The 24,927-nt window shown below is 68.2% G+C and carries 21 protein-coding genes; 18 read left to right on the top strand and 3 right to left on the bottom strand.

The features are described 5' to 3' along the window. Window positions 1-142 precede the first annotated feature (142 nt). The 14 genes from hemP to G5A46_RS12450 all read left to right on the top strand — a co-directional run bounded on the left by hemP (window position 143) and on the right by G5A46_RS12450 (window position 16,972). The gene (gene hemP, locus G5A46_RS12515) at window positions 143-325 is read left to right on the top strand and encodes a hemin uptake protein HemP (protein ID WP_420821358.1); all 183 of its coding nucleotides are present in this window, start codon (window positions 143-145) and stop codon (window positions 323-325) included. A 10-nt stretch (window positions 326-335) separates the two neighbouring features. Beyond that, window positions 336-878, top strand: a complete 543-nt coding sequence (locus G5A46_RS12510; RefSeq protein WP_163849706.1) for a hypothetical protein — start codon at window positions 336-338, stop codon at window positions 876-878. A gap of 25 nt (window positions 879-903) precedes the next feature. Then, window positions 904-2,178, top strand: a complete 1,275-nt coding sequence (locus G5A46_RS12505; protein ID WP_163849705.1) for an imelysin family protein — start codon at window positions 904-906, stop codon at window positions 2,176-2,178. Between the two features lie 23 nt (window positions 2,179-2,201). Beyond that, window positions 2,202-2,468, top strand: a complete 267-nt coding sequence (locus G5A46_RS12500) for a (2Fe-2S)-binding protein (RefSeq protein ID WP_163849704.1) — start codon at window positions 2,202-2,204, stop codon at window positions 2,466-2,468. After that, on the top strand, window positions 2,443-2,928 hold the full coding sequence (bfr, locus tag G5A46_RS12495) for a bacterioferritin (RefSeq protein WP_163849703.1): 486 nt from the start codon (window positions 2,443-2,445) through the stop codon (window positions 2,926-2,928). Before G5A46_RS12500 ends, bfr begins: the two co-directional genes overlap by 26 nt. Next, window positions 2,888-4,459: a di-heme oxidoreductase family protein gene (locus G5A46_RS12490; protein WP_163849702.1), complete on the top strand. Its 1,572-nt coding sequence runs from the start codon at window positions 2,888-2,890 to the stop codon at window positions 4,457-4,459. Before bfr ends, G5A46_RS12490 begins: the two co-directional genes overlap by 41 nt. Beyond that, window positions 4,459-5,562 carry an imelysin family protein gene (locus G5A46_RS12485; protein WP_163849701.1) on the top strand — a complete coding sequence of 368 codons (1,104 nt, stop codon included), beginning with the start codon at window positions 4,459-4,461 and terminating at the stop codon, window positions 5,560-5,562. The genes G5A46_RS12490 and G5A46_RS12485 overlap by 1 nt, the downstream gene beginning before the upstream one ends. A gap of 3 nt (window positions 5,563-5,565) precedes the next feature. Next, window positions 5,566-6,717 carry a DUF1513 domain-containing protein gene (locus G5A46_RS12480; RefSeq protein WP_163849700.1) on the top strand — a complete coding sequence of 384 codons (1,152 nt, stop codon included), beginning with the start codon at window positions 5,566-5,568 and terminating at the stop codon, window positions 6,715-6,717. 246 nt (window positions 6,718-6,963) lie between these two features. Then, a complete protein-coding gene (locus G5A46_RS12475) occupies window positions 6,964-9,279 on the top strand; it encodes an acyl-CoA dehydrogenase (RefSeq protein ID WP_163849699.1) in 2,316 nt (771 codons plus the stop codon). After that, the gene (locus G5A46_RS12470) at window positions 9,276-10,565 is read left to right on the top strand and encodes an acetyl-CoA C-acetyltransferase (protein ID WP_163849698.1); all 1,290 of its coding nucleotides are present in this window, start codon (window positions 9,276-9,278) and stop codon (window positions 10,563-10,565) included. Before G5A46_RS12475 ends, G5A46_RS12470 begins: the two co-directional genes overlap by 4 nt. Next, window positions 10,565-12,643, top strand: coding sequence for a 3-hydroxyacyl-CoA dehydrogenase NAD-binding domain-containing protein (locus tag G5A46_RS12465; protein WP_163849697.1), 2,079 nt, complete (start codon window positions 10,565-10,567; stop codon window positions 12,641-12,643). Before G5A46_RS12470 ends, G5A46_RS12465 begins: the two co-directional genes overlap by 1 nt. Continuing rightward, on the top strand, window positions 12,640-14,628 hold the full coding sequence (locus tag G5A46_RS12460) for an acetyl-CoA hydrolase/transferase C-terminal domain-containing protein (protein WP_163849696.1): 1,989 nt from the start codon (window positions 12,640-12,642) through the stop codon (window positions 14,626-14,628). The genes G5A46_RS12465 and G5A46_RS12460 overlap by 4 nt, the downstream gene beginning before the upstream one ends. Before the next feature lie 152 nt (window positions 14,629-14,780). Further along, window positions 14,781-15,965, top strand: a complete 1,185-nt coding sequence (locus tag G5A46_RS12455; protein WP_163849695.1) for a phosphoglycerate kinase — start codon at window positions 14,781-14,783, stop codon at window positions 15,963-15,965. A gap of 113 nt (window positions 15,966-16,078) precedes the next feature. Then, the gene (locus G5A46_RS12450; protein WP_163849694.1) at window positions 16,079-16,972 is read left to right on the top strand and encodes a fructose bisphosphate aldolase; all 894 of its coding nucleotides are present in this window, start codon (window positions 16,079-16,081) and stop codon (window positions 16,970-16,972) included. Window positions 16,973-17,238: 266 nt separating this feature from the next. Here the strand turns inward: G5A46_RS12450 and G5A46_RS12445 are convergent, their stop codons facing one another. Beyond that, window positions 17,239-18,861 carry an acyl-CoA dehydrogenase family protein gene (locus G5A46_RS12445; protein ID WP_163849693.1) on the bottom strand — a complete coding sequence of 541 codons (1,623 nt, stop codon included), beginning with the start codon at window positions 18,859-18,861 and terminating at the stop codon, window positions 17,239-17,241. Window positions 18,862-19,135: 274 nt separating this feature from the next. Here G5A46_RS12445 and G5A46_RS12440 point away from each other — a divergent pair, with 274 nt between their 5' ends. Next, complete coding sequence (locus tag G5A46_RS12440) at window positions 19,136-19,435, top strand: FtsB family cell division protein (RefSeq protein ID WP_163849692.1); 300 nt, start codon at window positions 19,136-19,138, stop codon at window positions 19,433-19,435. A gap of 23 nt (window positions 19,436-19,458) precedes the next feature. Here the strand turns inward: G5A46_RS12440 and G5A46_RS12435 are convergent, their stop codons facing one another. Beyond that, the gene (locus tag G5A46_RS12435) at window positions 19,459-19,764 is read right to left on the bottom strand and encodes an EthD family reductase (RefSeq protein ID WP_163849691.1); all 306 of its coding nucleotides are present in this window, start codon (window positions 19,762-19,764) and stop codon (window positions 19,459-19,461) included. A gap of 255 nt (window positions 19,765-20,019) precedes the next feature. Between G5A46_RS12435 and pdhA the strand changes: the two genes are divergently transcribed. From pdhA to G5A46_RS12420, 3 genes are read left to right on the top strand one after another with little or no spacing between them, the layout of a single operon-like run. Then, on the top strand, window positions 20,020-21,048 hold the full coding sequence (gene pdhA, locus G5A46_RS12430) for a pyruvate dehydrogenase (acetyl-transferring) E1 component subunit alpha (RefSeq protein WP_163849690.1): 1,029 nt from the start codon (window positions 20,020-20,022) through the stop codon (window positions 21,046-21,048). Between the two features lie 14 nt (window positions 21,049-21,062). Further along, window positions 21,063-22,451, top strand: coding sequence for a pyruvate dehydrogenase complex E1 component subunit beta (locus tag G5A46_RS12425; protein ID WP_163849689.1), 1,389 nt, complete (start codon window positions 21,063-21,065; stop codon window positions 22,449-22,451). A 12-nt stretch (window positions 22,452-22,463) separates the two neighbouring features. Further along, complete coding sequence (locus tag G5A46_RS12420; RefSeq protein ID WP_163849688.1) at window positions 22,464-23,840, top strand: pyruvate dehydrogenase complex dihydrolipoamide acetyltransferase; 1,377 nt, start codon at window positions 22,464-22,466, stop codon at window positions 23,838-23,840. Window positions 23,841-24,079: 239 nt separating this feature from the next. Here the strand turns inward: G5A46_RS12420 and cysE are convergent, their stop codons facing one another. Further along, entirely contained in the window at window positions 24,080-24,883 is an 804-nt protein-coding gene (cysE, locus tag G5A46_RS12415; RefSeq protein WP_163849687.1) for a serine O-acetyltransferase, read from the bottom strand. Window positions 24,884-24,927 lie beyond the last annotated feature (44 nt).

The following is a 24,927-nucleotide window of genomic DNA, read 5'->3' as shown; positions in this document are numbered from 1 at the left end:
CGCCACGACAGACGCGGCCTGCCCCTGGAAACTGCGTAAAAAACGGAACGATATCATGGATATGGGAGACAGAGGCAATCGCGGAGCACCCGTGTCCTTCGGGTCCGGCAGCAGCGACCGCCCCGCGACAGGAACCAAGGACATGCCGATGACCAGCCCCCAGCCCACGCCGCAGACCACGCCGCAGCCCCAGGCCACCGATGCTCCGCCGCGCCACATCGCGCAGAATCTGACCGAGGGCGGCCAGCTGGCCCATATCCTGCACGGCGACCAGACCTATGTCCTGCGCATCACGCGCGCCGGCAAACTGATCCTGACCAAGTAGGGCCCGCAGCATGACCGCATCTGCCACCACCCCCCACCGCGGCGGCGCCCCGGTCGGCTACCTGCGCGAACTGGGCCCGGTAGAGGCCGGTGCCGTACTGTACCTGCGGCTGTGGTGCGACGGGCTGAATGGCGCCGCCGCGCAGGCCGGCGCCGACGGGAGTCGCGCCGCCCCTGCCCCGTCCGGCCCCGCGACGCCGGGCGCCCGGATGCAGGCGGATTTCCACGCCTCCCTCGATCCTGAAAGCGCCCGCATCGCCACCTCCTCCTTCGAGGAGCTGTGCCGGATGTGCCTGGCCTACGGCCGTCGCCCGTTGTGGCGCCACCATGTCGATTGCGCCTGCGTCGGAGCGGATGAAAGCTGTTTCGCCAATTTCGTCGCCTATGCCACCGACGGCGCGCGCGAGGACGCGATGCTGATGGCCAGCCTGCTGGTCCGCGCCGACATGGCCCCCTGTCTCGTTTCCCTGGCCGAAAGTTTCGGCCTCGCGCTTCGGCGCATGTCTCTCGCCACCGAAATGCCGGACGGGCGCGCCCCGGCCCGGCTTCACTAGCAATAGCCAAAGGACAGTGACCCACATGAAGACCACCCGCCTTTCGATCAGCCTGGCCGCCCTTGTGGCAGGCCTGGGCAGCACCGCCTTCGCCGCCGCGCCGGAAAAAACCGAGGTTCTGGGCACCTATGCCGATATCGCCCTGGCCGGCTATACCGACAGCCTGACCACCGCGCAGACCCTCAAATCCGCCGTCGAGACGCTGATCGCCGAGCCGTCGGACAAGACGCTGAACGCCGCGCGCGCCGCATGGCTGGCCGCACGCGTGCCTTATCAGCAGACCGAAGTGTTCCGTTTTGGCAATGCCATCGTCGATGACTGGGAGGGCAAGGTGAACGCCTGGCCGCTGGACGAAGGGCTGATCGACTACGTCGACACCAGCTATGGCGGGCCGACGGATGAAAACGAGTTCGCCGCGCTGAACGTGGTGGCCAACCCGCAGTTCACCCTGTCCGGCACCGAAATCGACGCCACCGAGATCACGCCCGATCTGCTGTCCGGCACGCTGCACGAGGCCGACGGGGTGGAGGCCAATGTCGCCACCGGCTACCACGCCATCGAATTCCTGCTGTGGGGTCAGGATCTGAACGGCCATGACCACGGCGCGGGCGACCGGCCCTGGACCGATTTCGCCACCGGCGCGGATTGCACCGGCGGCAATTGCGACCGCCGGGGCGACTACCTGGCGGCGGCGACGGATCTGCTGATCTCCGATCTGGAATGGATGGCCGGCCAATGGGCCGAGGGTGGCGAGGCCCGCCAGACCCTGCTGGACAATCCCGACGCCGGGATCTCTGCCATGCTGACCGGGATGGGATCGCTGTCTTACGGCGAACAGGCGGGCGAACGGATGCGCCTGGGCCTGATGCTGAACGATCCCGAGGAAGAGCATGATTGCTTCTCCGACAACACCCACAACAGCCATTATTATGACGGGCTGGGCGTGCAGAACGTCTATCTGGGCGAATATGTGCGCGCCGACGGCAGCGTCGTTTCCGGCGCCTCCCTTTCGGAGCTGGTCGCCGCCAGCGATGCCGATCTGGACGCCGAGCTGACGGCGAAACTGGCCGCCACCATGCGCGCATTGGGCCAGATCAAGACGGCGGCCGAGGCCGGGTTCTCCTACGACCAGATGCTGGAACGCGGCAATGCGGCCGGCGAGACGCTGGTCATGGGCGCGGTCGACGGGCTGATCGACCAGACCCGCAGCATCGAACGGGTTGTCGCCGTGCTGGGCCTGGACGGGATCGAATTCGAAGGCTCCGACAGCCTCGATGATCCCGAGGCCGTCTTCCAGTAACTCCGTCCAGGGAGGGATCCGCCGTGATCGTCTGTCATTGCACGAATATTTCGGACACCGATATTCATTCCGCGATCGACTGGATGCGGGCGGCGGATCCCTATACGCTGATCACACCCGGCAAGGTTTACCGGGCTCTGGGCAAGTCTCCTGATTGCGGTGGTTGCATGCCGCTGTTCCTCGCGTCTATGAGGACGAACGAGAATCTGGAGGTGCCGGCAGAGCTGCGCAACCTTCGGGTCGGGCGACACGAGGAAGACGATCATGCAAGGCGACACGAAAGTCATTGAATACCTCAACCGCGCATTGCGCAGCGAGTTGACGGCGATTTCCCAGTATTGGATCCACTTCAAGCTTCAGGACGACTGGGGCCTGACGCACATGGCCAGGAAAAGCCGCGAGGAAAGCATCGAGGAGATGCACCACGCCGACAAGCTGATAGAGCGGATCATCTTTCTGGAAGGGCATCCCAACCTTCAGAAACTGGACCCCCTGCGCATCGGCCAGACGCCCAAGGAAACGCTGGAATGCGATCTGGCCGCCGAACAGGAAGCCCGCGCCCTCTACAAGGAGGCGCGCGAATATTGCCACGAGGCGGGCGATTACATCTCCATGAAACTGTTCGAGGAACTGCTGGGCGATGAGGAAGGTCACATCGACTTCCTGGAAACACAGATCGACCTGCACGATCGGCTCGGAGCGGAAAACTATGCGCAGCGCAATTCTGCGGCCATGGACGAAGCGGAGTAACCGCCTGGCACTGGGCGTGGCAGCGGCCCTGGCCGTTGCCGCGCCGCTGGTGGCGGATCCCGCCACGCCCACCGTCCTGAATGACCTTCACCTCGACTTCCTGCCCCGCACCGATGCCGAACGCGCCCGCATCGCCGCCGTCACCGCGCCACCCCGCGCCTTTGACGCGCCGCAGCGGTTCGAGGAACTGTCGGCCGGCGCCGCCACCGTGCGGCCCCGGGCCAATGCCGATGCGTTTTCCCATCCCTCGGGCAACATCTCCTTCGAAGGGGAGCTGGATTTCAAGGTCGGCAATGGATTGTTCAAGAAGATCTGGGTGTCCGCGCCGTCCTCCACCCTGGCCTCTGACGGGCTGGGACCGCTGTTCAACGCCCGCTCCTGCCAGCGCTGCCACCTGAAGGACGGGCGCGGCCATGTGCCGGAGGGGCCGCAGGACACCGCAATTTCCATGTTCCTGCGCGTGTCGATCCCCGACCCGGCGCAATCCGCCGCTCAGGCGGAGATCGCCGGCTACCTCGCCACCCTGCCCGATCCGGTCTACGGCGCCCAGTTGCAGGATTTCGCCCTGCCCGGCCACGCGCCCGAATACCGGCTGGGGATCACCTATGCCGAACGTCCCGTCGCCCTGTCGGGCGGGGAGACCGCCAGCCTGCGGGTGCCCAGCTACACCGCCGAGGATCTGGGCTACGGCCCGTTGCATCCCGACGCCATGCTGTCGCCCCGCGTGGCGCCGCAGATGATCGGCCTGGGCCTGCTGGAGGCGATCCCCGCCGCCGATATCCTGGCGCTGGCCGATCCCGAGGATGCCGATGGCGACGGGATCTCGGGCAAGGCCAATATTGTCTGGTCACCTGAATTCGAGGCGCCGATGCTGGGCCGCTTCGGGCTGAAGGCCGGGGTGCCCACCGTGCGCCACCAAAGCGCGGCGGCCTTTGCCGGGGATATCGGCATCTCCTCGCCGCTGTTTCCGGCCGGGCACGGCGAATGCACCCCGGAACAGACGACCTGCGTCGCCGCGCCCCATGGCGACGGCGATGACCGGGTGTTCGAGGTCGATGCCGAGGGTCTGGACCTTGTCACCTTCTATTCCCGCAACCTTGGCGTGCCGGCGCGGCGCGACGTGGATGACCCGGAGGTGCTGCGCGGCAAGCGGGTGTTCCACGACACTGGCTGTGCCTCCTGCCACCAGCCCGCATTCGTCACCCACCGGCTGGCGGACCAGCCGGAGCAGAGCTTTCAGCTGATCTGGCCGCATACCGACATGCTGCTGCACGACATGGGGCCGGGACTGGCCGACAACCGGCCCGAGGTTCTGGCCGATGGCCGCGAATGGCGCACCGCGCCGCTGTGGGGGATCGGGATGACCGAACGGGTTTCGGGGCACACCCAGTTCCTGCACGATGGCCGCGCCCGCTCCCTGCTTGAGGCGATCCTCTGGCACGGCGGGGAGGCGCAGCCCCACCGCGACGCCGTGATTGAGATGCCCCCCGAAGACCGCGCCGCGCTGATCCGTTTCCTGGAGTCGATGTGATGTTCAAACCCCTTGCCACCCTTGCCCTGCTGTCCCTCGCACCGCCGCTCTGGGCGCAGGATGCGGGCGACGGCGGGTCTGTGCCACCGCCTGCCGGGGCCACGGCGACCGGCGCCGCCACGGCTGCCACGGCTGCCACGGTCAATGCCGCGCCGCTGGTGGCCGCCGCCGTTTCGGATCACGTCCTGCCCGGCTATGACCGGCTGGCGCGCACCAGCCGGGCGCTGGCCGACACAGCCGGCCGCCATTGCACGCCGGAGGATGCCGATCTGCGCAACGCCTACGGCGCCGCCTTCGACGCCTGGATCGCGGTCAGCCACCTGCGGTTCGGACCGGCAGAGACCGCCAACCGCGCCTATGCGCTGGCCTTCTGGCCCGACAGCCGGGGCGCCACGCCCAAGGCGCTTTCGGGGTTGATCGACGCGCAGGATCCGGTGATCGACAGCGCCGACAGCTTTGCCGATGTCTCCATCGCCGGGCGCGGGTTCTACGCGCTGGAATACCTGCTGTTCGACGATCGCATCGCCGCATCGGGCGACGCCGCCTACCGCTGCGCGCTGGTGCGGGCCGTGGCCACCGACATCGCCCGGACCAGCGCCGCGATCCGCGACGATTGGCAGGCGGAATTCGCCGAGACGATGCGCAGCCCCGGCCCCACCGCGCGCTACCGCAGCGCGCAGGAGGCCGCGCAGGAGCTGTTCAAGGCGCTGGCCACGGGGCTGGAATTCACCGCCGACACCCGGCTGGGTCGTCCGCTGGGCACCTTTGAGCGGCCGCGCCCCAACCGGGCGGAGGCCCGACGCTCCGGTCGGTCGCTGCGCCACGTGATGCTGTCGCTTCAGGCCACCCGCGACCTGGCGCTGCTGCTGGCGCAGGGACAGCCCGGCGTGACCTCCAGCTTGACCGCCGCCTTTGACACCGCGCAGGCGAATGCGGCGGCGCTGGCCGAAGACCCGGTCTTTGCCGGGGTCGATGACCCCTCGCGGCGCCTGAAGGTGGAGATCCTGCAACAATCCATCGGCCATATCCGCGATATCGTCGCGCAGGAGCTGGGCCCGCATCTGGGGGTCGCGGCGGGGTTCAACGCGCTGGACGGGGATTGAGCCATGCCGTCGCGCCGTGGTTTTCTCGCCGGACTGCTGGCTGCGGGTGCCCTGCCGGGCGCCAGCTGGGCCGATGCGGGCAGCCCGGCCTACCTTTCGGCGGCACGGCGGGCTGACGGGCGTTTTGCGCTTTACGGGCTGGGCGGGGATGGCGCGCTGTTGTTCTCCCTTCCGCTGCCGGGGCGCGGCCATGCCGCCGCCGCTCACCCCCGTCGGCCGGAGGCCGTGGCCTTCGCCCGCCGGCCGGGAACCTTCGCCATCGTGCTGGATTGCGCCAGCGGGCAGGAGCTGACCCGCCTGACCGCACCGCCGGGGCATCATTTCTACGGTCACGGCGCCTTTTCCGCCGACGGCGCGCTGCTGTTCACCACCGAGAACGCCTTCGAGGACGCGCGCGGCATGATCGGGATCTGGGACGCGGCGCGGGGCTACCGGCGGCTGGGCGGTTTTGCCAGCCACGGCATCGGCCCGCATGAGATCCGGCGCCTGCCGGGGCAGGAGGTTCTGGTCGTCGCCAATGGCGGGATCGAGACTCATCCCGCCTCTGGCCGGGCCAAGCTGAACATCCCGACCATGCGCCCCTCCCTCGCCTATCTGGATTTCGGTGGCGCGCTGCTGGACCAGGTGGCGCCGGAGACACCCCTTGCCCGCAATTCGCTGCGCCATCTGGCGATTTGCCCCGACGGGCGCGTCGCGGTGGCGGCGCAATGGCAGGGCGACATGGCAGAGGCGCCGCCGCTGCTGGCCCTGCACCGGCGGGGCGCGGCGCTGCATTGGCTGTCCGCGCCGGAACCGCTGCACCGCGCGATGCGTGGCTATGCCGGCAGCGTCGCGGCAACGGCGGCGGCTGGCACGGCGGCAGTCGCGGGCGACAGCCCCGCAGCAGGGACCACAACGGGGGCCACGACTGCGGCCACAAGCGCAACCGGACAGGTCGCCATCACCTCCCCCCGCGGCGGGCTGGTGCAGGTTTTCGATCTGGACGGCACGGGCTATGCCGACAGCTGGCGCCATGCGGATATCTGCGGCATCGCGCCCGCGCCGCGCGGCTTCCTGTTGACCGCGGGCACCGGCGATGTCGGCGGCATCGGCACCGACGGCTGGTCGCGCCACCCGGTCGCCTGGGACAACCACCTGGTGCCCGTCGGCACCTGATGAGGGGCACGGCGGCTCTCGCACCGTAAACGCCTCCCGCACAGCGGTCCCGCAGGGGCTTCCCCGGCCCCGCCGATGGTCCGGGTGGACCTGCACGGCCCGATACGCACCCCGGTCCGACGCGCCGCGCAGGGCCGCCGGCCCCACCCCACCGACGCCATGCCGCCGCCGCGTCACCCCCCCCCGGCCCCAATCGTCACGGAACACATCCCCCCCTGCCACGTTGGCAAGGCAGGAGGGACCGCCATGTCATTTCGCCGCGATCACATCACCAAGCCGATCCACCGCTGGGCCAAGGGCGCCCTGCCCACCCTGTCCGCCACCGAAGCCGAAGCGGTGGAGATCGGCGACACCGACTGGGAAGCACAGGTCTTCTCGGGGCAACCGGATTGGGACGCGCTGCTGGCCACGCCGCCCAACCGCCTGACAGAGGCCGAACAGGCCTTCCTCGACGGGCCGGTACGGCAGTTCTGCGACATGCTGGACAGCTGGGCGATCAACCACGAAACCGGCGACCTGCCCCCCGAGGCCTGGAACTTCCTGCGTGACAACGGCTTCTTCGGCATGATCATTCCCGAGGAATACGGCGGCCTCGGTTTCTCGGCCTGGGCGCATGCGGAGGTCGTGCGCTACATCTCCTCCCATTCCGTGGTTGGCGCGGTCACGGTGATGGTGCCCAATTCGCTGGGCCCGGGGGAGCTGATCCTGCAATTCGGCACGGACCGGCAGCGCGACGACTGGCTGCCGCGACTGGCCTCCGGGGCGGAACTTCCCGCCTTTGGCCTGACCAGCGAGGATGCCGGCTCCGACGCGTCGGCCATGACCGACGACGGCGTGATCTGCCACGGCACCTGGAACGGGGAGGAGGTGCTGGGCATCCGCCTGAACTGGGCGAAACGCTATATCACCCTGGCCCCGGTCTGCACCGTGCTGGGCCTGGCGTTCAAGTTGCGCGACCCCGACGGGCTGCTGGGCGACACGCCCGACCTCGGGATCACCTGCGCGCTTGTCCCGACCGATCTGGACGGGGTGGAAACCGGGCGGCGGCACCTGCCATCCTCCACCATGTTCCAGAACGGGCCGACCACCGGGCACGATGTCTTCGTTCCGCTGGATCACATCATCGGCGGGCCGGAATACGCCGGGCGCGGCTGGATGATGCTGATGTCGGCGCTGGCCGCCGGGCGCGGGATCTCCCTGCCGTCGCTGTCGGGCGCAGCCCTGGGGTCCGCCGCCCATACGACCGGCGCCTATGCCCGCATCCGCCAGCAATTCGGCCTGCCGATCGGCCATTTCGGTGGCGTGCAGGAGCCGCTGGCCCGCATCGCCAGCGATGCCTATGCCGTGGATGCGGCGCGCCGGCTGGCCTGTTCCGGCCTTGACGCGGGCAAGAAACTGGCGGTGATCTCCGCGATCCTGAAATACCACGCCACCACCCGGATGCGCGACGGCATCAACGATGCCATGGACGTGCATTCCGGCAAGGCGGTGATCGACGGGCCGTCCAACTACCTGCAACAGCATTACAAGGCGATCCCCATCGGCATCACGGTGGAGGGCGCCAATATCGTGACCCGCAACCTGATCATCTTTGGCCAGGGGGCGATCCGCGCCCATCCCCACCTGCTGGACGAGATGATGGCCCTTCAGGATCCCGATCCCGAAAGCTCGCTCGACAAGTTCGACGCGCATTTCTGGAAACATGTCGGCCATTCCACCCGCACTTTCTTCCGCGCCACCGGCCGGGCCTGGTCGGGCCGGGGGCCGGCGCCGGATGCGGGGGCTGCGAGGCCGCTCTATCGGCGGTTGTCACGCTGGTCCGCCGCCTTTGCCATCACCGCCGATATCGCGTTCCTGACCCTGGGCGGCGCGCTGAAACGCAAGGAGATGATCTCGGCCCGGCTGGGCGACGTGCTGTCGGAACTCTTCATCATCTCCGCGGTGCTCAAACGCTGGGAGGATGACGGCCGCCCCGCCGACGACCTGCCCATCGTGCGCCACGCCGCCGAGGCCGGGTTTGCCCGGATCTCCGCCGCGCTGGATGCGGTGATCGCCAATTTCCCCGCCCGCTGGCCCGGCTGGCTGCTGCGCCCGGCGATTCTGCCACGCCACGGCTCGCGCGGCCCCTCCGACGCGCTGACAGAGCAATGCGCCCGGCTGATGCTGGAACCCTCTCCCGCGCGGGACCGGATCACGGGCCGCCTGCACCCCGGCGCCCCGGAAACCGGGCTGGGCGATCTGGAACGGGCCTTTGCCCTCGTCACCCGTGAGGCACCGCTTTACAAACGCCTGCGCCAGTTGAAGAAATCCCCGCAAGAGGCGCTTGAAGCCGGTGTCCTGTCGCAGGTGGAACATGACCGCATCGCGGAGGTCGAGGCCGCCATCGACCGCGTCGTGGCGGTGGATGATTTCACCCCCGAACAGCTGGCCCGGCACTTCCCCCATATGGCCCCGCCGACCCCGGCCGGAACCTCTGACCCGTCGGCCAGCGGCGCCAGCACCCGGACCGAAGCCACGGACCCCGACATCGCCCGATCCACCCCCAGGGAGGCCGCAGAATGAACCAGAACCAGCCCGTCTACCTTGTCGATGGCGCCCGCACCCCGTTCCTGAAGGCGCGGGGCAAACCCGGCCCCTTCACCCCCGTGGACCTGGCCGTGCAATGCGGGCGTCCGCTGCTCATGCGCCAGCCGGTGCCGCGCGACGCCTATGACCTGGTGATCCTGGGCTGCGTCAACGTTCTTCAGGACGAGATGAACCCGGCCCGCGTCGCGGCCCTGCGGCTGGGCATGGGACAGGAACAGGTTGCCTTTTCCGTGCAGATCAATTGCGGCTCGGGGATGCAGAGCATCGACACCGGCTATCGCTACATCCGCGACGGCTCCCACGACCTGATCCTGGCTGGCGGGGCGGAGGCCCTGTCGCGCGCGCCGCTGGTATTTCGCGAAAGCGCCGTGGAATGGTACGGCGACATGGCCCGCGCCAGGGGGCCGCTGGACAAGGCGCAGGCGATGGCCGGGATCAAGCCCGCCTTCTTCGACCCGATCGTCGGGCTGGAACGCGGGCTGACCGATCCGATCACCGATCTGAACATGGGCCAGACCGCCGAAGTGCTGGCCCATCGCTTCGGCATCGACCGCACCACCGCCGATGCCTATGCCGTCGACAGCCACCACCGCCTGGCCCGTGCCCAGGACAGCGGCGCGCTGGAGGGCGAGGTGGTCCCGGCCTTCGATCGCGAGGGCACCGCCCATCGCCACGACGACGGCGTGCGCCCGGACAGCAGCCTGGACAGCCTGTCCCGGTTGTCGCCCGCGTTCGAGAAACCCTACGGCAAGGTCACCGCCGGCAATGCCAGCCAGATTACCGATGGCGCGTCCTGGGTGATCCTGGCCTCGGAACGCGCCGTCAAGGAACACGGTCTGACGCCAATGGCCCGCATCGTCGACAGCGAATGGGCTGCGCTGGACCCCTCGATCATGGGGCTGGGGCCGGTGCTGTCGGCCACGCCGATGGCGCAGCGCCACGGGCTGCGGGCCGAGGATGTCGACCTGTGGGAAATCAACGAGGCCTTCGCCGCGCAGGTGCTGTCCTGCCTTTCCGCCTGGCAGGATCAGGCGTTCTGCCGCGACGTGCTGGGACTGGACGCGCCCTTTGGCCGGATCGACCGCGACCGGCTGAACATCGACGGCGGCGCCATCTCCATGGGGCACCCGGTGGGCACCAGCGGCAACCGCATCGTGTTGCACCTGGCACGCGCGATGCAGCAGCGCGGGCTGACCCGTGGCATCGCCACCGAATGCATCGGTGGCGGGCAAAGTGGCGCAATGATGCTGGAGGCCGCGTGATGAGCGTTCTGGATGAAATCACCCCCGACACGATGACCACCGCCCCGGTCTTGCCGGACCTGCACCATTGGCGGATGGCGGAGAGCGACGGCTTGATCCACCTGTGGCTGGATCAGCGCGACCGGGGCACCAACGTGATCTCCCGCGCGGTTCTGGAAGAACTGTCCCACCTTGTCGCCCATGCCCGCACCCGAGGCCCGCGCGCGCTGGTTCTGCGTTCGGCCAAGCCGGGAGGATTTGCCGCCGGCGCCGATATCGACGCCTTCGGCGCAATGCGCGGCCCCCAGGCGCAGGAGATCCTGGAACAGGGCCATGCCGTACTGGATGACCTGGCCGCCCTGCCCTGCACCACCATCGCCGTGACCCATGGCGCGGCCCTGGGCGCGGGGTTCGAACTGGCGCTGGCCTGCGATCACCGCATCGCGGTCGAGGGCGCCAGCTTCGGCTTTCCCGAGATTCGGCTGGGCCTGCATCCGGGGCTGGGCGGGACGTTCCGCCTGACCACGCTGATCGACCCGGTGGAGGCGATGACCCTGATGCTGACCGGCAAGACCGCGCATACCGACAAGGCGCGCAAGCTGGGGATTGTCGATGCGGTGGTGCCTGAACGCCATGTCGACGCCGCCGTGACGGCCGCTGCGGCGGGCCGGCTGGACAGCGAAAGCCCCGGCTGGACCTCCGCCGCGATGCGCACCCGCGCCGCCCGATCCCTGGCCGCCACCCGGATGCGCGCCGCAAGCGACCGGCAGATGCCGCGCGCCCATTATCCCGCCCCCTATGCGCTGATCGACCTGTGGGAGGACCACGGCGGCGACCGCGCCGCGATGCAGCAGGCCGAGATCGCCTCCTTTGCCGCGCTGCTGGACAGCGCCACGGCGCAGAACCTGATCCGGGTGTTCCACCTGCGCCAGCGGCTGAAATCGGCTGGCAAGGGCGTCGCCGATCACATCAGCCATGTCCATGTCATCGGTGCCGGTGCCATGGGAGCGGAAATCGCCGCCTGGACGGCGTTGCAGGGCAAGTCGGTGACGCTTGAGGATATCGCGCTCGACCCGCTGGGCGCCGCGATGCGCAGGGCGGCCCGGATCTGCGAGGGCGCCCATGCCACCGGCATTGAAACCCGCGACACGCTGGACCGGCTGATGCCCGATCCCGACGGGCTGGGCCGTGCCCGCGCCAACCTGATCATCGAGGCGGTGCCCGAGAAACCCACCCTGAAGCGCAAACTTTATGCCGAGCTGGGCCAACAGATGCGGCCCGATGCGATCCTGGCCAGCAACACCTCTTCCCTGCGGCTGGCAAAGCTGGTGGAGGACGCGCCCGCCCCCGACCGCTTTGCCGGACTGCATTTCTTCAACCCGGTGTCGAAGATGCAGCTGGTGGAGGTCGTCTCCCACCCCGCCGCCGGGGCAGAGACCCTGGACCGGCTGGCGGCGTTCTGCACCGGGGTGGACCGCCTGCCTGCGCGGGTGGCCGATCATCCCGGCTTTGTGGTGAACCGCGTGCTGACACCCTACCTGCTGGAGGCGATGATGCTGCTGGACGAGGGCCACAAGCGCGAGGAGATCGACCGCGCCATGCTGGATTTCGGGATGCCGATGGGGCCGTTGGCCCTGGCCGACCAGGTCGGGCTGGACATCTGCCTGCATGTCGCCGACAGCCTGGCCGCCAGCCTGGACCGGCCCATCGCCGAGGTGCCCGATTGGCTGCGCGAGATGGTCGAGGCCGGAGAGACCGGCAAGAAGGCCGGGCGCGGTCTGTACGATTGGTCCGACGGCACGCCCCATCCGCCCGAAAGCGGATCGGACGACGCGCCGCCACAGGACATGCTCGACCGGCTGGTCCTGCCGATGTGCAACGCCGGGGTCGAATTGCTGCGCTGCGACGTGGCGCAGGATGCCGACATGATCGATGCGGCGATGATCTTTGCCACCGGCTGGGCTCCGTTCCGGGGCGGGCCGATGCACTACGCGGCCACGCTGGGCCGGGATGTCGCCCATGACCGGCTGACCCGGCTGGAGGCCGCGCATGGCCCGCGTTTCGCCCCCGATGCAGGCTGGCAGCACGCCCGTCCATGACGACCGAAGACACGCACCGCCCCGCCGGAGGACCGCGCGCCAGCGCCGGACCGGCGGGCAAGAGGGCCGCGCCGGCCCCTGTGCCTGCCCCCGATCCCGGCGCCGATACAGGCACCGATACAGGCACCGATCCCGACCCGGCGGCCAACACCACCGACCCCCAGGCCGAGGCCATCGCCCGCGACCTTCTGGACCGGCTGGACGGCGACATCCGTCTGGCCCTGCCGCTGGGCCTGGGCAAGGCGCTGCGCCTGACCAATGCGCTGACCGACCTGGTGGCGCGCACCCCAGGCGCCCGGCTGTCGATCCTGACCGCGCTGACGCTGGAACGCCCCGCGATGTCCACCGGCATGGCCGCGCGGTTCCTGCGGCCCGCCGCCGACCGGCTGTTCGGCGACTACCCCGAACTCCACTATGCCCGGATGCGCCGCGACGGCACCTTGCCCGCCAATATCGAGCTGCGGGAGTTCTTTCTTCTGGCCGGGCGCTGGCTGTCCGTCCCGACGATGCAGCAGGATTACATCGCCGCCAATTACACCCATGCGCTGGACATGCTGCGCGACTGGCGGCCCAATCTGCTCCTGCATCTGCTGGCAGAGGACGACGCGGGCCAGTTGTCACTGGGCGGCAATACCGACATCACCGCCGATCTGCTGGCCGACCGCCGCGCCGGGCGTCAGGATTTCATCCTGGTGGGTGAGGTCCATCCCGACCTGCCCGTCATGACCGGCCCCGACGCCAGCCTGCCCCGATCCGAGGTCACAACGCTTTACCGCGCCGAGCGGCCCTATGATCTGTTCTCGGTCGTGAAACGGCCCGTCGGCCGCGCCGAACACGCCATCGGGCTGCATGTCTCCCGGCTGGTGCGCGATGGCGGCACCTTGCAGATCGGCATCGGCGCCATCGGCGACGCGGTCGCCCATGCGCTGATCGTCCGCCAGAACGGCCGCACCCGCGCGATCTCGCGGGCCTGCCCGTTCGCCCCTGACGATTTTTCCGCACCCCCCGCAGCCGAACACGAGCCGTTCGACATCGGCCTTTACGGCGTGACGGAAATGCTGGTGGACGGGATGCTGCAATTGTTCGAGGCCGGTATCCTGCGCCGGGAGGTCGAGGGCGCGGCGATCCATGCCGGGTTCTTTGTCGATTGCCGCGATTTCTACGCCCGGCTGCGGGCCCTTGCCCCCGCCGATCGCGCCCGGATCCAGATGCGGCCGGTGTCCTTCACCAATGCGCTTTACGGGCAGGAGGACGCCAAGCGCGCCGCCCGCCGCCACGCCCGCTTCGTCAATTCCGCGATGCAGGTCACCGCCCTGGGCGGCGTGTCCTCGGACGCCGTGGACGACGGGCGCGTGGTCAGCGGCGCGGGTGGGCAATTCAATTTCGTCGAACAGGCCTTTGCCCTGCCCGAGGCGCGCGCCATCATCACCCTGCCCGCCACCCGCCGCAGCAAGGGGCGCGTCAGCTCCAACATCGTCTGGGACCGCCCGCATGAAACCGTACCGCGCCAGTATCGCGATATCGTGGTGACGGAATACGGGATCGCCGATCTGCGCGCCCGGACCGATGCCGAGGCGATCCGGCAGATGTTGCGGATCACCGACAGCCGGTTTCAGGAGGATCTGCTGGCGCGGGCCAAGTCGGCGGGAAAACTGCCGCGGGACGCCACCCTGCCCGAGGCCTGGCGTCACAATACCCCGGAGGCGCTGCGCCGCTGGCTGGCGCCACAGGATCTGCCCGATTTCCCCTTCGGTACCGATTTCGACGCACAGGAGCGTGCGCTGTTGCCGGCGCTGGCGGAACTTTCCGCCGCGCAGGGCAGCCGCAGGGCGCTGGCCGGGCTGCTCTGGCAGGGGCTGAGCGGCCGGCCCGCCAAGGGCGAGGACGCCGCGCTGGCCCGGCTGTCTCTGGCCCCTCCGCGCGATCTGTCGGACCGCGTGCAGGCCCTGGCCCTGCGCGGCGCATGGCGCCGATCGCGGGAGTGACCGGTCCTGCCCCGCTCGCCCTGCGATATCCGGCCCCGCCGCGCCTGACCCGCCCCCAGACCACCCGGCACCGAGCTGATCGGTTGACCCCCGCCCCCGGACGCTTATGAACGGCGGCAACGCACAAGGCACCAACGGATACGGAGGCTGAAATGGGCTGGAAATCGCTCGACGAGATGGACCTGAACGGCAAGACGGTGCTGACCCGCGTCGACATCAACGTCCCGACCGAGGACGGGCGCGTCACCGATGCCACCCGCATCGACCGCATTGTGCCGACGATCGAGACGATCCTGGAAAAGGGCGGCAAACCGATGCTGCTGGCCCATTTCGGCCGCCCCAAGGGGCGCGTGGTGCTGGACATGTCGCTGCGCATCACCCTGCCCGCGCTGGAAAAGGCCCTGGGCCGCAAGGTCGCCTTCATCGAAACGCTGGAGGCCGCCGAAAGCCCGACGGACGAACAGCGCAACGCCGATGTGATCCTGGTGGAGAACGTCCGCTTTTATCCGGGGGAAGAAGCCAACGACCCCGATTTCGCCCGCCGCCTGGCCGGGCTGGGCGATATCTATTGCAACGATGCCTTCTCCGCCGCGCACCGCGCGCATGCCTCCACCGAAGGGGTGGCGCGGCTGCTGCCCGCCTGCGCCGGGCGCCTGATGCAGGCGGAACTGGAGGCGCTGGAGACCGCCCTGGGCGCCCCGAAACGCCCGGTTGTGGCCGTGGTCGGCGGGGCCAAGGTCTCGACCAAGCTGGACCTGCTGGGCAACCTGGTGGAAAAGGTCGATCGCCTGATCATCGGCGGCGGCATGGCCAATACCTTCCTGGCCGCGCAGGGGGTGGATGTGGGCAAATCCCTGGCCGAACATGACCTTACGGAGACCGCCAAGCAAATCCAGCTGAAGGCGCTGGATCTGGGCTGCCAGATCATCCTGCCCTCCGACGTGGTGGTGGCCCGCGAGTTCCGCGCCGGTGCCCCGCACGAGACGGTGCCGGCCACGCAATGCCCCGCCGACGCCATGATCCTGGATGCCGGCCCCGACAGCGTGGCCCGCATCGGCGCCGCCCTGTCCAACGCCAAGACCCTGATCTGGAACGGCCCATTGGGCGCCTTCGAGATCCCGCCCTTCGACACCGCCACACTCGCCGCCGCGCGGGAGGCCGCGCGGCTGACGGCGGAGAACGGGCTGATCTCCGTCGCGGGCGGTGGCGACACGGTCGCGGCGCTGAACGCGGCCGGGGTGGCCGGCGATTTCACCTATGTCTCCACCGCCGGCGGCGCCTTCCTGGAATGGATGGAAGGCCGCACCTTGCCCGGCGTCGCGGCACTGGCGGGCTAATCGCCAGCCGTTAGCGCCACCGCGATTGCAAGGGCCTTTCCCCTCCCCTAGAGAAGGGCCAAATCGCCGGGTGCCATACCGGATCCGGCCGGACCAGATCATGAGGGACACACATGACCAACAGCGCCCAGGCCGAGCGTATCCGCACCGGCAACGGTTTCATCGCGGCCCTGGACCAAAGCGGTGGCTCCACCCCCAAGGCCCTGAAACTCTACGGCATTTCCGAAGATGCATATGCCAATGACGCCGAGATGTTCGGCCTGATCCACGACATGCGCGCGCGGATCATCACCGCGCCTGCCTTCTCCTCCGGCAAGGTGCTGGGTGCGATCCTGTTCGAACGCACGATGGAGGGCGAGGTTCAGGGCAAACCGACCGCGCAATATCTGTGGGAAGATTGCGGCGTGGTCCCCTTCCTCAAGGTGGACAAGGGCCTGGCTGACGAAGAGGACGGCGTGCAGGTGATGAACCCCATGCCCGAGTTGGGCGCCCTGCTGGACCGCGCGGTGGCCAAGGGGATCTTTGGCACCAAGATGCGCTCGGTGATCTCTGCCGCCAACGGGCCGGCGATCGACCGCGTCGTCGCCCAGCAATTCGAGATCGGCCAGCAGATCCTGGCCAAGGGGCTGGTCCCGATCATCGAGCCGGAGGTGACGATCTCCATCGCCGACAAGGCCGAGGCCGAAACCCTGCTGCGCGACGCCCTGCTGGCGGCGCTGGACGCCCTGCGCGATGACCGCCAGGTGATGCTGAAGCTGACGCTGCCCGAGGTCGACAACCTGTACAAACCGCTGGTGGATCACCCCCGCGTGCTGAAGGTCGTGGCCCTGTCCGGCGGCTATGCCCGCTACGAGGCCAACGCCCGCCTGGCGCGCCAGTCCGGCATGATCGCCAGCTTCTCCCGCGCGCTGACCGAAGGGCTGTCGGCGCAACAGGACGACGCTGCGTTCAACGACGTGCTGGCGCAGGGGATCGAAGGTATTCACGCCGCCTCCGTCGCCGGTTAGGCCCCAGGGAACGGATCGGCTGGGCGCCCGCGGGAGGGAGTGTCGGCCAGGTTTCGGGCCAGCGCCGTTTCGGCACTCCGGGATCGAAGCGGCCCCGCCGGGATGGCCCAGGGGTCTGACAGGGAGGGGGCGCCGCCCCCTCTTGAGCCTGCGGCTCAATTCACCCGCGCGGTATTTCGGCCCGAAGGACGCCCGCCCGCGTGCCATTCGACCATCCCGGGCAGAAGATCGGGCGCGGGCAGGATTTCGGGCCGTCGTGTCGTGGCCTACCCGGTGAGGCGGGCCAGCAGCGCGGCGCTGTCCAGGCCGCCGGTGGCGCCGGCAAGGCGCCCGCGCGGGGCGCCCAGACGGGTGGCGCAATAGCCGTCCGCCACGGCGGCAGGGGCATGGCGGATCAGCTCTGCCGCGGCCAGAAGCTGCGCCAGGCTTTCCGCGAACCACCGGGCCTCTGCCTCTGTCGGGCCCTTGGGCCAGCGCTGAAGATGATCGTCAAGCGCCGCGTCGAAATGGCGGTCGGCCCCTTTGGCGGCGCGCAGCCGTGTCATCAACGCCTCCGCCCCGGCGGGATCGCGGTGCAGGCTGCGCAGGATATCCAGGCAGATCACGTTGCCGGAGCCTTCCCAGATGCCGTTCAGCGGCGCTTCGCGGTAGAGCATCGGCATCGGGGTCTCCTCCACGTAGCCCATGCCGCCCAGAACCTCCATCGCCTCGACGATGACCAGCGGGCACAGCTTGTTCGACAGGTACTTCGCCAGCGCCACCGCGATCCGGGCAAAGGCGCGGTCCTCCGCCCCCACGCCGTCAAAGGCCGCCGCCGCCGCCATGCCAAGGGCGGTCGCCCCCTCCTGATCCAGCGCCAGATCGGCCAGAAGCGCGGCCATCAACGGCTGGTCGATCAGCGTTTTCTGGAACACCCGGCGCGAACCCGCCCACCACGCCGCTTCGGCCAGTGCCGCGCGCATCAGCCCGGCGGGGGCCAGCGCGGTGTCCAGCCGGGTGTGATGCACCATTTCGATGATCACCTTGACGCCTGCGCCCTCCTCGCCCAGCCGGTAGGCCAGCGTGTTGTCATACTCGATCTCGGCCGAGGCATTGGCCCGGTTCCCCAGCTTGTCCTTCAGCCGTTGCAGACGCAGCGTGTTGCGTGTGCCCTCCAGCCAGCGCGGCACCAGGAAACAGGTCAGCCCCTCGGGCGCCTGGGCGAGAGTCAGGAACCCGTCCGACATCGGGGCGGAGCAGAACCATTTGTGCCCTGTCAGGCGGTAGTGATCCCCCTCGCGCACCGCTTGCGTGGTGTTGGCGCGCACGTCCGATCCGCCCTGCTTTTCCGTCATGGCCATGCCCAGGGTGACGGCGGATTTCCCTGCCGCCGGAAGGGTGGCGGGATCATGGTCGCGCGCGGCCAGCCGGGGCTGCCAGATGGCAGCCAGCGCGGGCGTGGCGGCCATGGCGGGATGGGCGGCATAGGTCATGGTCAGGGGGCAGCAGATCCCTGGCTCTACCTGCGACAACATGTAGACCAGCGCAGCGTGGCCCGCATGGCCGCCCGGCGCCCCCTCCCAGGGCAGGGCCGTGTAGCCCTCCGCGCGGGCGGCGCCCATCAGCTGGTGATAGGCAGGCGCGAAATGCACTTCGTCCAGGCGGCGACCCGTGCGGTCGAAAGGCACCAGCCGGGGCGTGTCCCGCCGCGCCTCGCGCCCCGCTTCAAACAGCGCGGCACCGCCCAGCCGGGCGCCGGCGCCGGCCAGGGTGTCGCCGGGCGCGCCCGCCACGTCGCACCAATGGCGCAGGACCGGATCGCCGGCCCAGAGATCGCGGCCGGCGGGGGGCACCGGTTGATTGAGAACCTCGTGGGTGGACAGATGGGCGTGCGGGTCGCTGGTCGGCATGGTGAAATTCCTCCTGCCGGCAGGATGTCAGCGCACGCGGCCCGGCGCCAGCCACGCGCGGCGTTACGTTGCGATCTGCCTGCCAGGCGCGGTCTACGGCAAAGGGATCACATTTGCGGCGGCGGGCGTCACGGGGGATTCCCTTCCCGAATCACCTGTGGCAAGATGGCCGGACCGTCCGCAAGAGACGAGACCCGAAAGTGACAGGGGTCCGAAAGTGACGGGGGTCCGAAAGTGACAGGGGCCCGGAAGTGAATGGGGAACAAGGCCGATCATGCGTAGCGACACACGCCCGACCCTGGGCACCCTTTTCTGTATTTCCGGTGCCCTTGTGGCCGGGCTCTACTTCTCCTTTGCGGCGGTGCAGGGCGAATTCGGCCTGTTTCGCCGCGCCGAGGTGGAGGCCGAGAGCGCGAAGATGCGGCAGCAGCTGGCCGAGCTGGAGGCCCGCATCACCGACATGGAAAACCGTACACAGCGCCTGTCCGACGATTTCCTGGACCTAGACCTGCTGGACCAGCAGGCCCGCGACGTGCTGGGCCTGCTGCGTGGCGACGAGATCGTCATCCGCTGAGGGCCACGCCCCGGCGCCGGAGATCAGAGCAGCTTTTCCCCGATCAGCACCTGCGCCCGCGCCCCGGTATAGAAATTCGCGATATCCCCCATCAGCGGCGCCGAATTGCCCAGGGCCGTGTCCAACGCGGCACGGTCGGTGAACTCCATCGTCACGATGACGTGGAATGGCGCCTGAGGGTCCAGCCCGGCATCGGCAGAGACCGCCACCCCGGCGACCCCCGCGCCCCAGGTGTCCCGGACCAGCGCCATGTGGCGGTCCAGGTAATAGGTCATGTCAAACGTGGTATCGGCGGTCTTGGGATAGGCGACCTGCAATGTATGGGGCATCTGTTCCTCCCTTTGGCAATGCCGCGCCCTATGTGCCACGATGTGGCGGGGACCGCATGGATTTTCGGCCCGCGCGACGTATCTTGATCCGTGCGGCCCCCGGAACGGGCCATCCGAACGCGGCACGGACCCTTGCGAAACCGGGTCCGGGGGGCGGGGCAGAAAATCCCCCTCGCATCGCGGGCGGAAATCCGATATGGATAGTTTAACACTAAACTATCTCTGACAGAGAGTTGTTTTTCCGGAGGAGGACGCATGGCGACCCGCAAATCCACAGCCAAGCCGAACGTATCGGCGGACGAGCTGAAAACCTATTACCGTGACATGCTGCTGATCCGCCGCTTCGAAGAAAAGGCCGGCCAGCTTTACGGCATGGGCCTGATCGGCGGATTCTGTCACCTCTACATCGGTCAGGAAGCCGTCGTCGTCGGGTTGGAAGCCGCCGCGAGCGAGGGCGACAAGCGCGTCACCTCCTACCGCGATCACGGCCACATGCTGGCCTGCGGCATGGATCCCGACGGCGTCATGGCCGAGTTGACGGGCCGGGAGGGCGGCTATTCCAAGGGCAAGGGCGGCTCCATGCACATGTTCAGCCGGGAGAAGCATTTCTACGGCGGGCATGGGATCGTCGGCGCCCAGGTGCCGATCGGCGCCGGCCTGGCCTTTGCCGACAAATATCTGGAAAACGACCGCGCGACCTTTGCCTATTTCGGCGATGGCGCGGCCAACCAGGGCCAGGTCTACGAGACGTTCAACATGGCCGCGTTGTGGAAGCTGCCGGTGATCTTCGTGATCGAGAACAACCAGTACGCCATGGGCACCTCGCAGCAGCGTTCGACATCCACCGCCGATATCTACAAGCGCGGCGAACCCTTCGGCATCCCCGGCGAGATGGTGGATGGCATGGACGTGCTGGCGGTGAAGGCCGCCGGCGACAAGGCCATCGCCCACTGCCGCGCCGGCAAGGGCCCCTATATCCTGGAGGTGAAGACCTATCGCTATCGCGGGCATTCCATGTCCGACCCGGCGAAGTACCGCACCCGAGAGGAAGTCCAGAAGATGCGGGAGGAAAAGGACGCCATCGAACATGTGCGCGACCTTCTGCTGGCCGGCAAGCACGCCAGCGAGGATGACCTGAAAGCCATCGACAAGGAGATCAAGGACATCGTGAACAAGTCCGCAGATTTCGCCAAGGAAAGCCCCGAACCTTCGGTCGACGAGCTTTACACCGACATCTATTCCGCCGATCTGCCCCAGGGCGCGGCCATCGACGAAGACGCCTGAGGGAGGATCACCATATGCCCACCGAAGTATTGATGCCCGCCCTCTCTCCCACCATGGAAGAAGGCACGCTTGCCAAGTGGCTGGTCAAGGAAGGCGACAGCGTCTCCTCCGGCGATATCCTGGCGGAGATCGAGACGGACAAGGCCACCATGGAATTCGAGGCCGTGTACGAAGGCACCATCGGCAAGATCCTGATCGCCGAAGGGACCGAAGGCGTGAAGGTCAACACCCCCATCGCCGTGATGCTGGAAGAGGGTGAAACCGCCGACGATATCGGCGCCACCTCCGCCCCGGCAGAGTCCGGCGATGCCGCCACCGCCGAGAAAACCACCGCAGCCCCGGCCCCCGCTCAGGCGAAACAGGCCGAAGACGATCAGCCCCCCCGCCCCGACCAGACCCCCGACTGGCCCGAGGGGACGGAGATGAAATCCCAGACCGTGCGCGAGGCCCTGCGCGACGCCATGGCCGAGGAAATGCGCGCCGACACCAATGTCTACATCATGGGGGAGGAGGTCGCCGAATATCAGGGCGCCTACAAGGTGACGCAGGGCCTGCTGGACGAATTCGGCGCCAAGCGCGTGGTGGACACGCCGATCACCGAACACGGCTTTGCCGGGTTGGCGGTCGGGGCGGCCTTTGGCGGGCTGCGCCCCATCGTGGAGTTCATGACCTTCAACTTTGCCATGCAGGCGATCGACCAGATCATCAACTCCGCCGCCAAGACGCTGTACATGTCCGGCGGCCAGATGGGCGCCCCCATGGTCTTCCGCGGCCCCAACGGCGCCGCCGCCCGTGTCGGCGCCCAGCACAGCCAGGATTACGCCGCCTGGTATGCCCATATTCCCGGGCTGAAGGTGGTACAGCCCTATTCGGCCGCCGATGCCAAGGGCCTTTTGAAAACCGCGATCCGCGATCCCAACCCGGTGATCTTCCTGGAGAACGAGATCCTCTACGGCCGTTCCTTCGAGGTGCCGATGCTGGAGGATTTCACCATCCCCTTCGGCAAGGCCCGGATCTGGCGCGAAGGCTCGGACGTGACCATCGTGTCCTTCGGGATCGGGATGCAATACGCGCTGGAGGCCGCCGACCGCCTGGCCAAGGACGGGATCGAGGCTGAGGTGATCGACCTGCGCACCCTGCGCCCGCTGGATTACGACACGGTGCTGGCCTCGGTCCGCAAGACCAACCGCTGCGTGACCGTCGAAGAGGGCTTCCCCGTCGGCGCCATCGGCAACCACCTGTCGGCCACGATCATGGAACGCGCGTTTGACTACCTGGACGCCCCGGTGATCAACTGCACCGGCAAGGACGTGCCCATGCCCTATGCCGCCAATCTGGAAAAACTGGCGCTGGTCACCACGGACGAGGTCGTCGCGGCCGTGCATAAAGTCACCTATCGGTAAGGAGTGCGGAGAATGCCCACGGAAATCCTGATGCCCGCGCTGTCCCCCACGATGGAGGAAGGCACGCTGGCGAAATGGCTGGTCAAGGAGGGCGACACCGTCTCCTCCGGCGACTTGCTGGCAGAGATCGAGACGGACAAGGCCACCATGGAATTCGAAGCGGTGGACGAAGGCACCATCGGCAAGATCCTGGTTGCAGAAGGCAGCGAAGGGGTGAAGGTCAATTCCCCCATCGCAATCCTGCTGGAAGAGGGCGAAAGCGCGGATGACCTTCCCGCCGGCTCCGGCGCGGACGCGGCCAGGGCCAATCCCGAGGAGACCGGCGAAACGTCCGCCACCCCGCAAGAGGCCCAACCCCAGAAGGATGCGCCTCGGAAGGCTCCGTCGCAAACGGCCAACACCCCGGCAGAGGCGAGCACGACCAAGGCCCCCGCCGCACCCAGGGATGCGGATGGCAACCGTATCTTCGCCTCCCCCCTCGCCCGGCGCATCGCGGCGGATCGCGGTGTGGACCTGACGGCGCTGGAAGGCTCCGGCCCGCGCGGGCGGATCATCCGTGCGGATGTCGAGTCCGCGAAAACCGGCGAAGCGGCGAAACCCGCCGACGCCGCCGCGGCCCCGGCGGCCCCTGCCCCGGCTGCGGCGTCGGCTCCCGCCGGCCTGTCCACCGAGGTGGTGCAGAAGATGTACGCCGACCGCCCCCATCAGGAGGTCAAGCTGGACGGCATGCGGCGCACCATCGCCGCGCGTCTGACCGAGGCCAAGCAGACGATCCCGCATTTCTACCTGCGCCGGGACATCCGTCTGGACGCGCTGCTGGCGTTCCGCTCCCAGCTGAACAAGCAGCTTGAATCGCGGTCGGTGAAACTCTCGGTCAACGATTTCATCATCAAGGCCTGCGCCCTGGCCCTGCAATCCGTGCCCAAGGCCAATGCCGTCTGGGCCGGCGACCGGGTGCTGGAGCTGACCCCCTCGGACGTGGCCGTGGCCGTGGCCATCGACGGCGGGCTGTTCACGCCGGTGCTGAAGGACGCGGATATGAAATCGCTCTCCGCCCTCTCGGCGGAGATGAAAGACCTCGCCACCCGCGCCCGAGACCGCAAACTGGCACCGCATGAATATCAGGGCGGCAGCTTTGCGATTTCCAACCTGGGGATGTTCGGCATCGACAATTTCGACGCCGTGATCAACCCGCCCCACGGCGCCATCCTGGCCGTTGGAGCAGGGGTGAAGAAACCCGTGGTCAATGACGCGGGCGAGGTCGAGGTGGCCACCATCATGTCCGTCACCCTGTCCGTCGACCACCGCGTGATCGACGGCGCATTGGGCGCCGATCTGCTGAAAGCCATCGTGGAGAACCTGGAAAACCCGATGGTGATGCTGGCCTGATCGCTGACCCCTAGCGGGGGTTTTCAGGACAAAACTTGCGCGTGGGGGGCTTTGCCCCCCGCCGCCCTGCGGGCGTCTCCCCCCAAAGTATTTGGGAAGACAAAGATGATCTCAACCTTTCGGTAAGGTTTTCGCGTCACATTGCCGGGGCGGTACAGGCGGAAGCGCCGATGACCGCAGACGAAGATGCCCCCCGTCGGAAACGGCGGGGGGTTTCGCAAAGGTGGCCCCGCACGGGCCTACATGTTCAGAAGCTGATCCATGGAGCGGGAGGGCTGATCGCACCCCGCCTCCCCGACGATTTTCGCGGGCACGCCTGCAACAGTCTTGCAGGGCGGCACGTCATGCAAGACGACGGACCCGGCCGCGATGCGGGAACAATGGCCGATGCTGATATTGCCCAGCACCTTGGCGCCGGCCCCGATCAACACGCCGTCGCCGATCTTGGGGTGACGGTCCTCGTCCTCCTTGCCCGTGCCGCCAAGGGTCACGGAATGCAGCATGGAGACATTGTTGCCGACCACGGCCGTTTCGCCCACGACGATGGAATGCGCATGGTCGATCATGATCCCGCGCCCGATCCGGGCGGCCGGGTGGATATCGACGCCGTAGATCTCCGACGCGCGCATCTGGAAGAAATAGGCCAGATCGCGCCGCCCCTCCTGCCACAACCAATGAGCGATGCGTTGACTTTGAACTGCCTGGAACCCCTTGAAATACAGCAAAGGTTGCAGGAACCGATGACAGGCCGGATCGCGATCAAAGATAGCCGCGATATCGGCGCGGGCGGCATCGGCAATCGTCGGATCGCTGCCATGCGCCTCGTCGCAGATCTCCCGCAGGATCTGCACCGACATCTCGTCGCTGGCCAGCTTCATCGACACGCGATAGGCCAGCGCGCGTTCAATCGACGGATGGTGCAGGACCGAGGAATGCACCAGCCCCCCCAGCACGGGTTCATCCGCGATGGCGGCGCGCGCCTCGCGGGTGATTCGGTCCCAGACCGGGTCGATTTGGGCAAGCTGCAGGCGGGCGTCGGGCATGGGTGTCTCCGTCTCTGGACCGTCAGCTTACCAGATAGGAGGGC

Source organism: Pseudooceanicola aestuarii (assembly GCF_010614805.1).
Classification (GTDB): Bacteria; Pseudomonadota; Alphaproteobacteria; order Rhodobacterales; family Rhodobacteraceae; genus Pseudooceanicola; species Pseudooceanicola aestuarii.
Note: the sequence above shows the minus strand (reverse complement) of the source record. Positions and strands in the feature narration are given on the sequence as shown.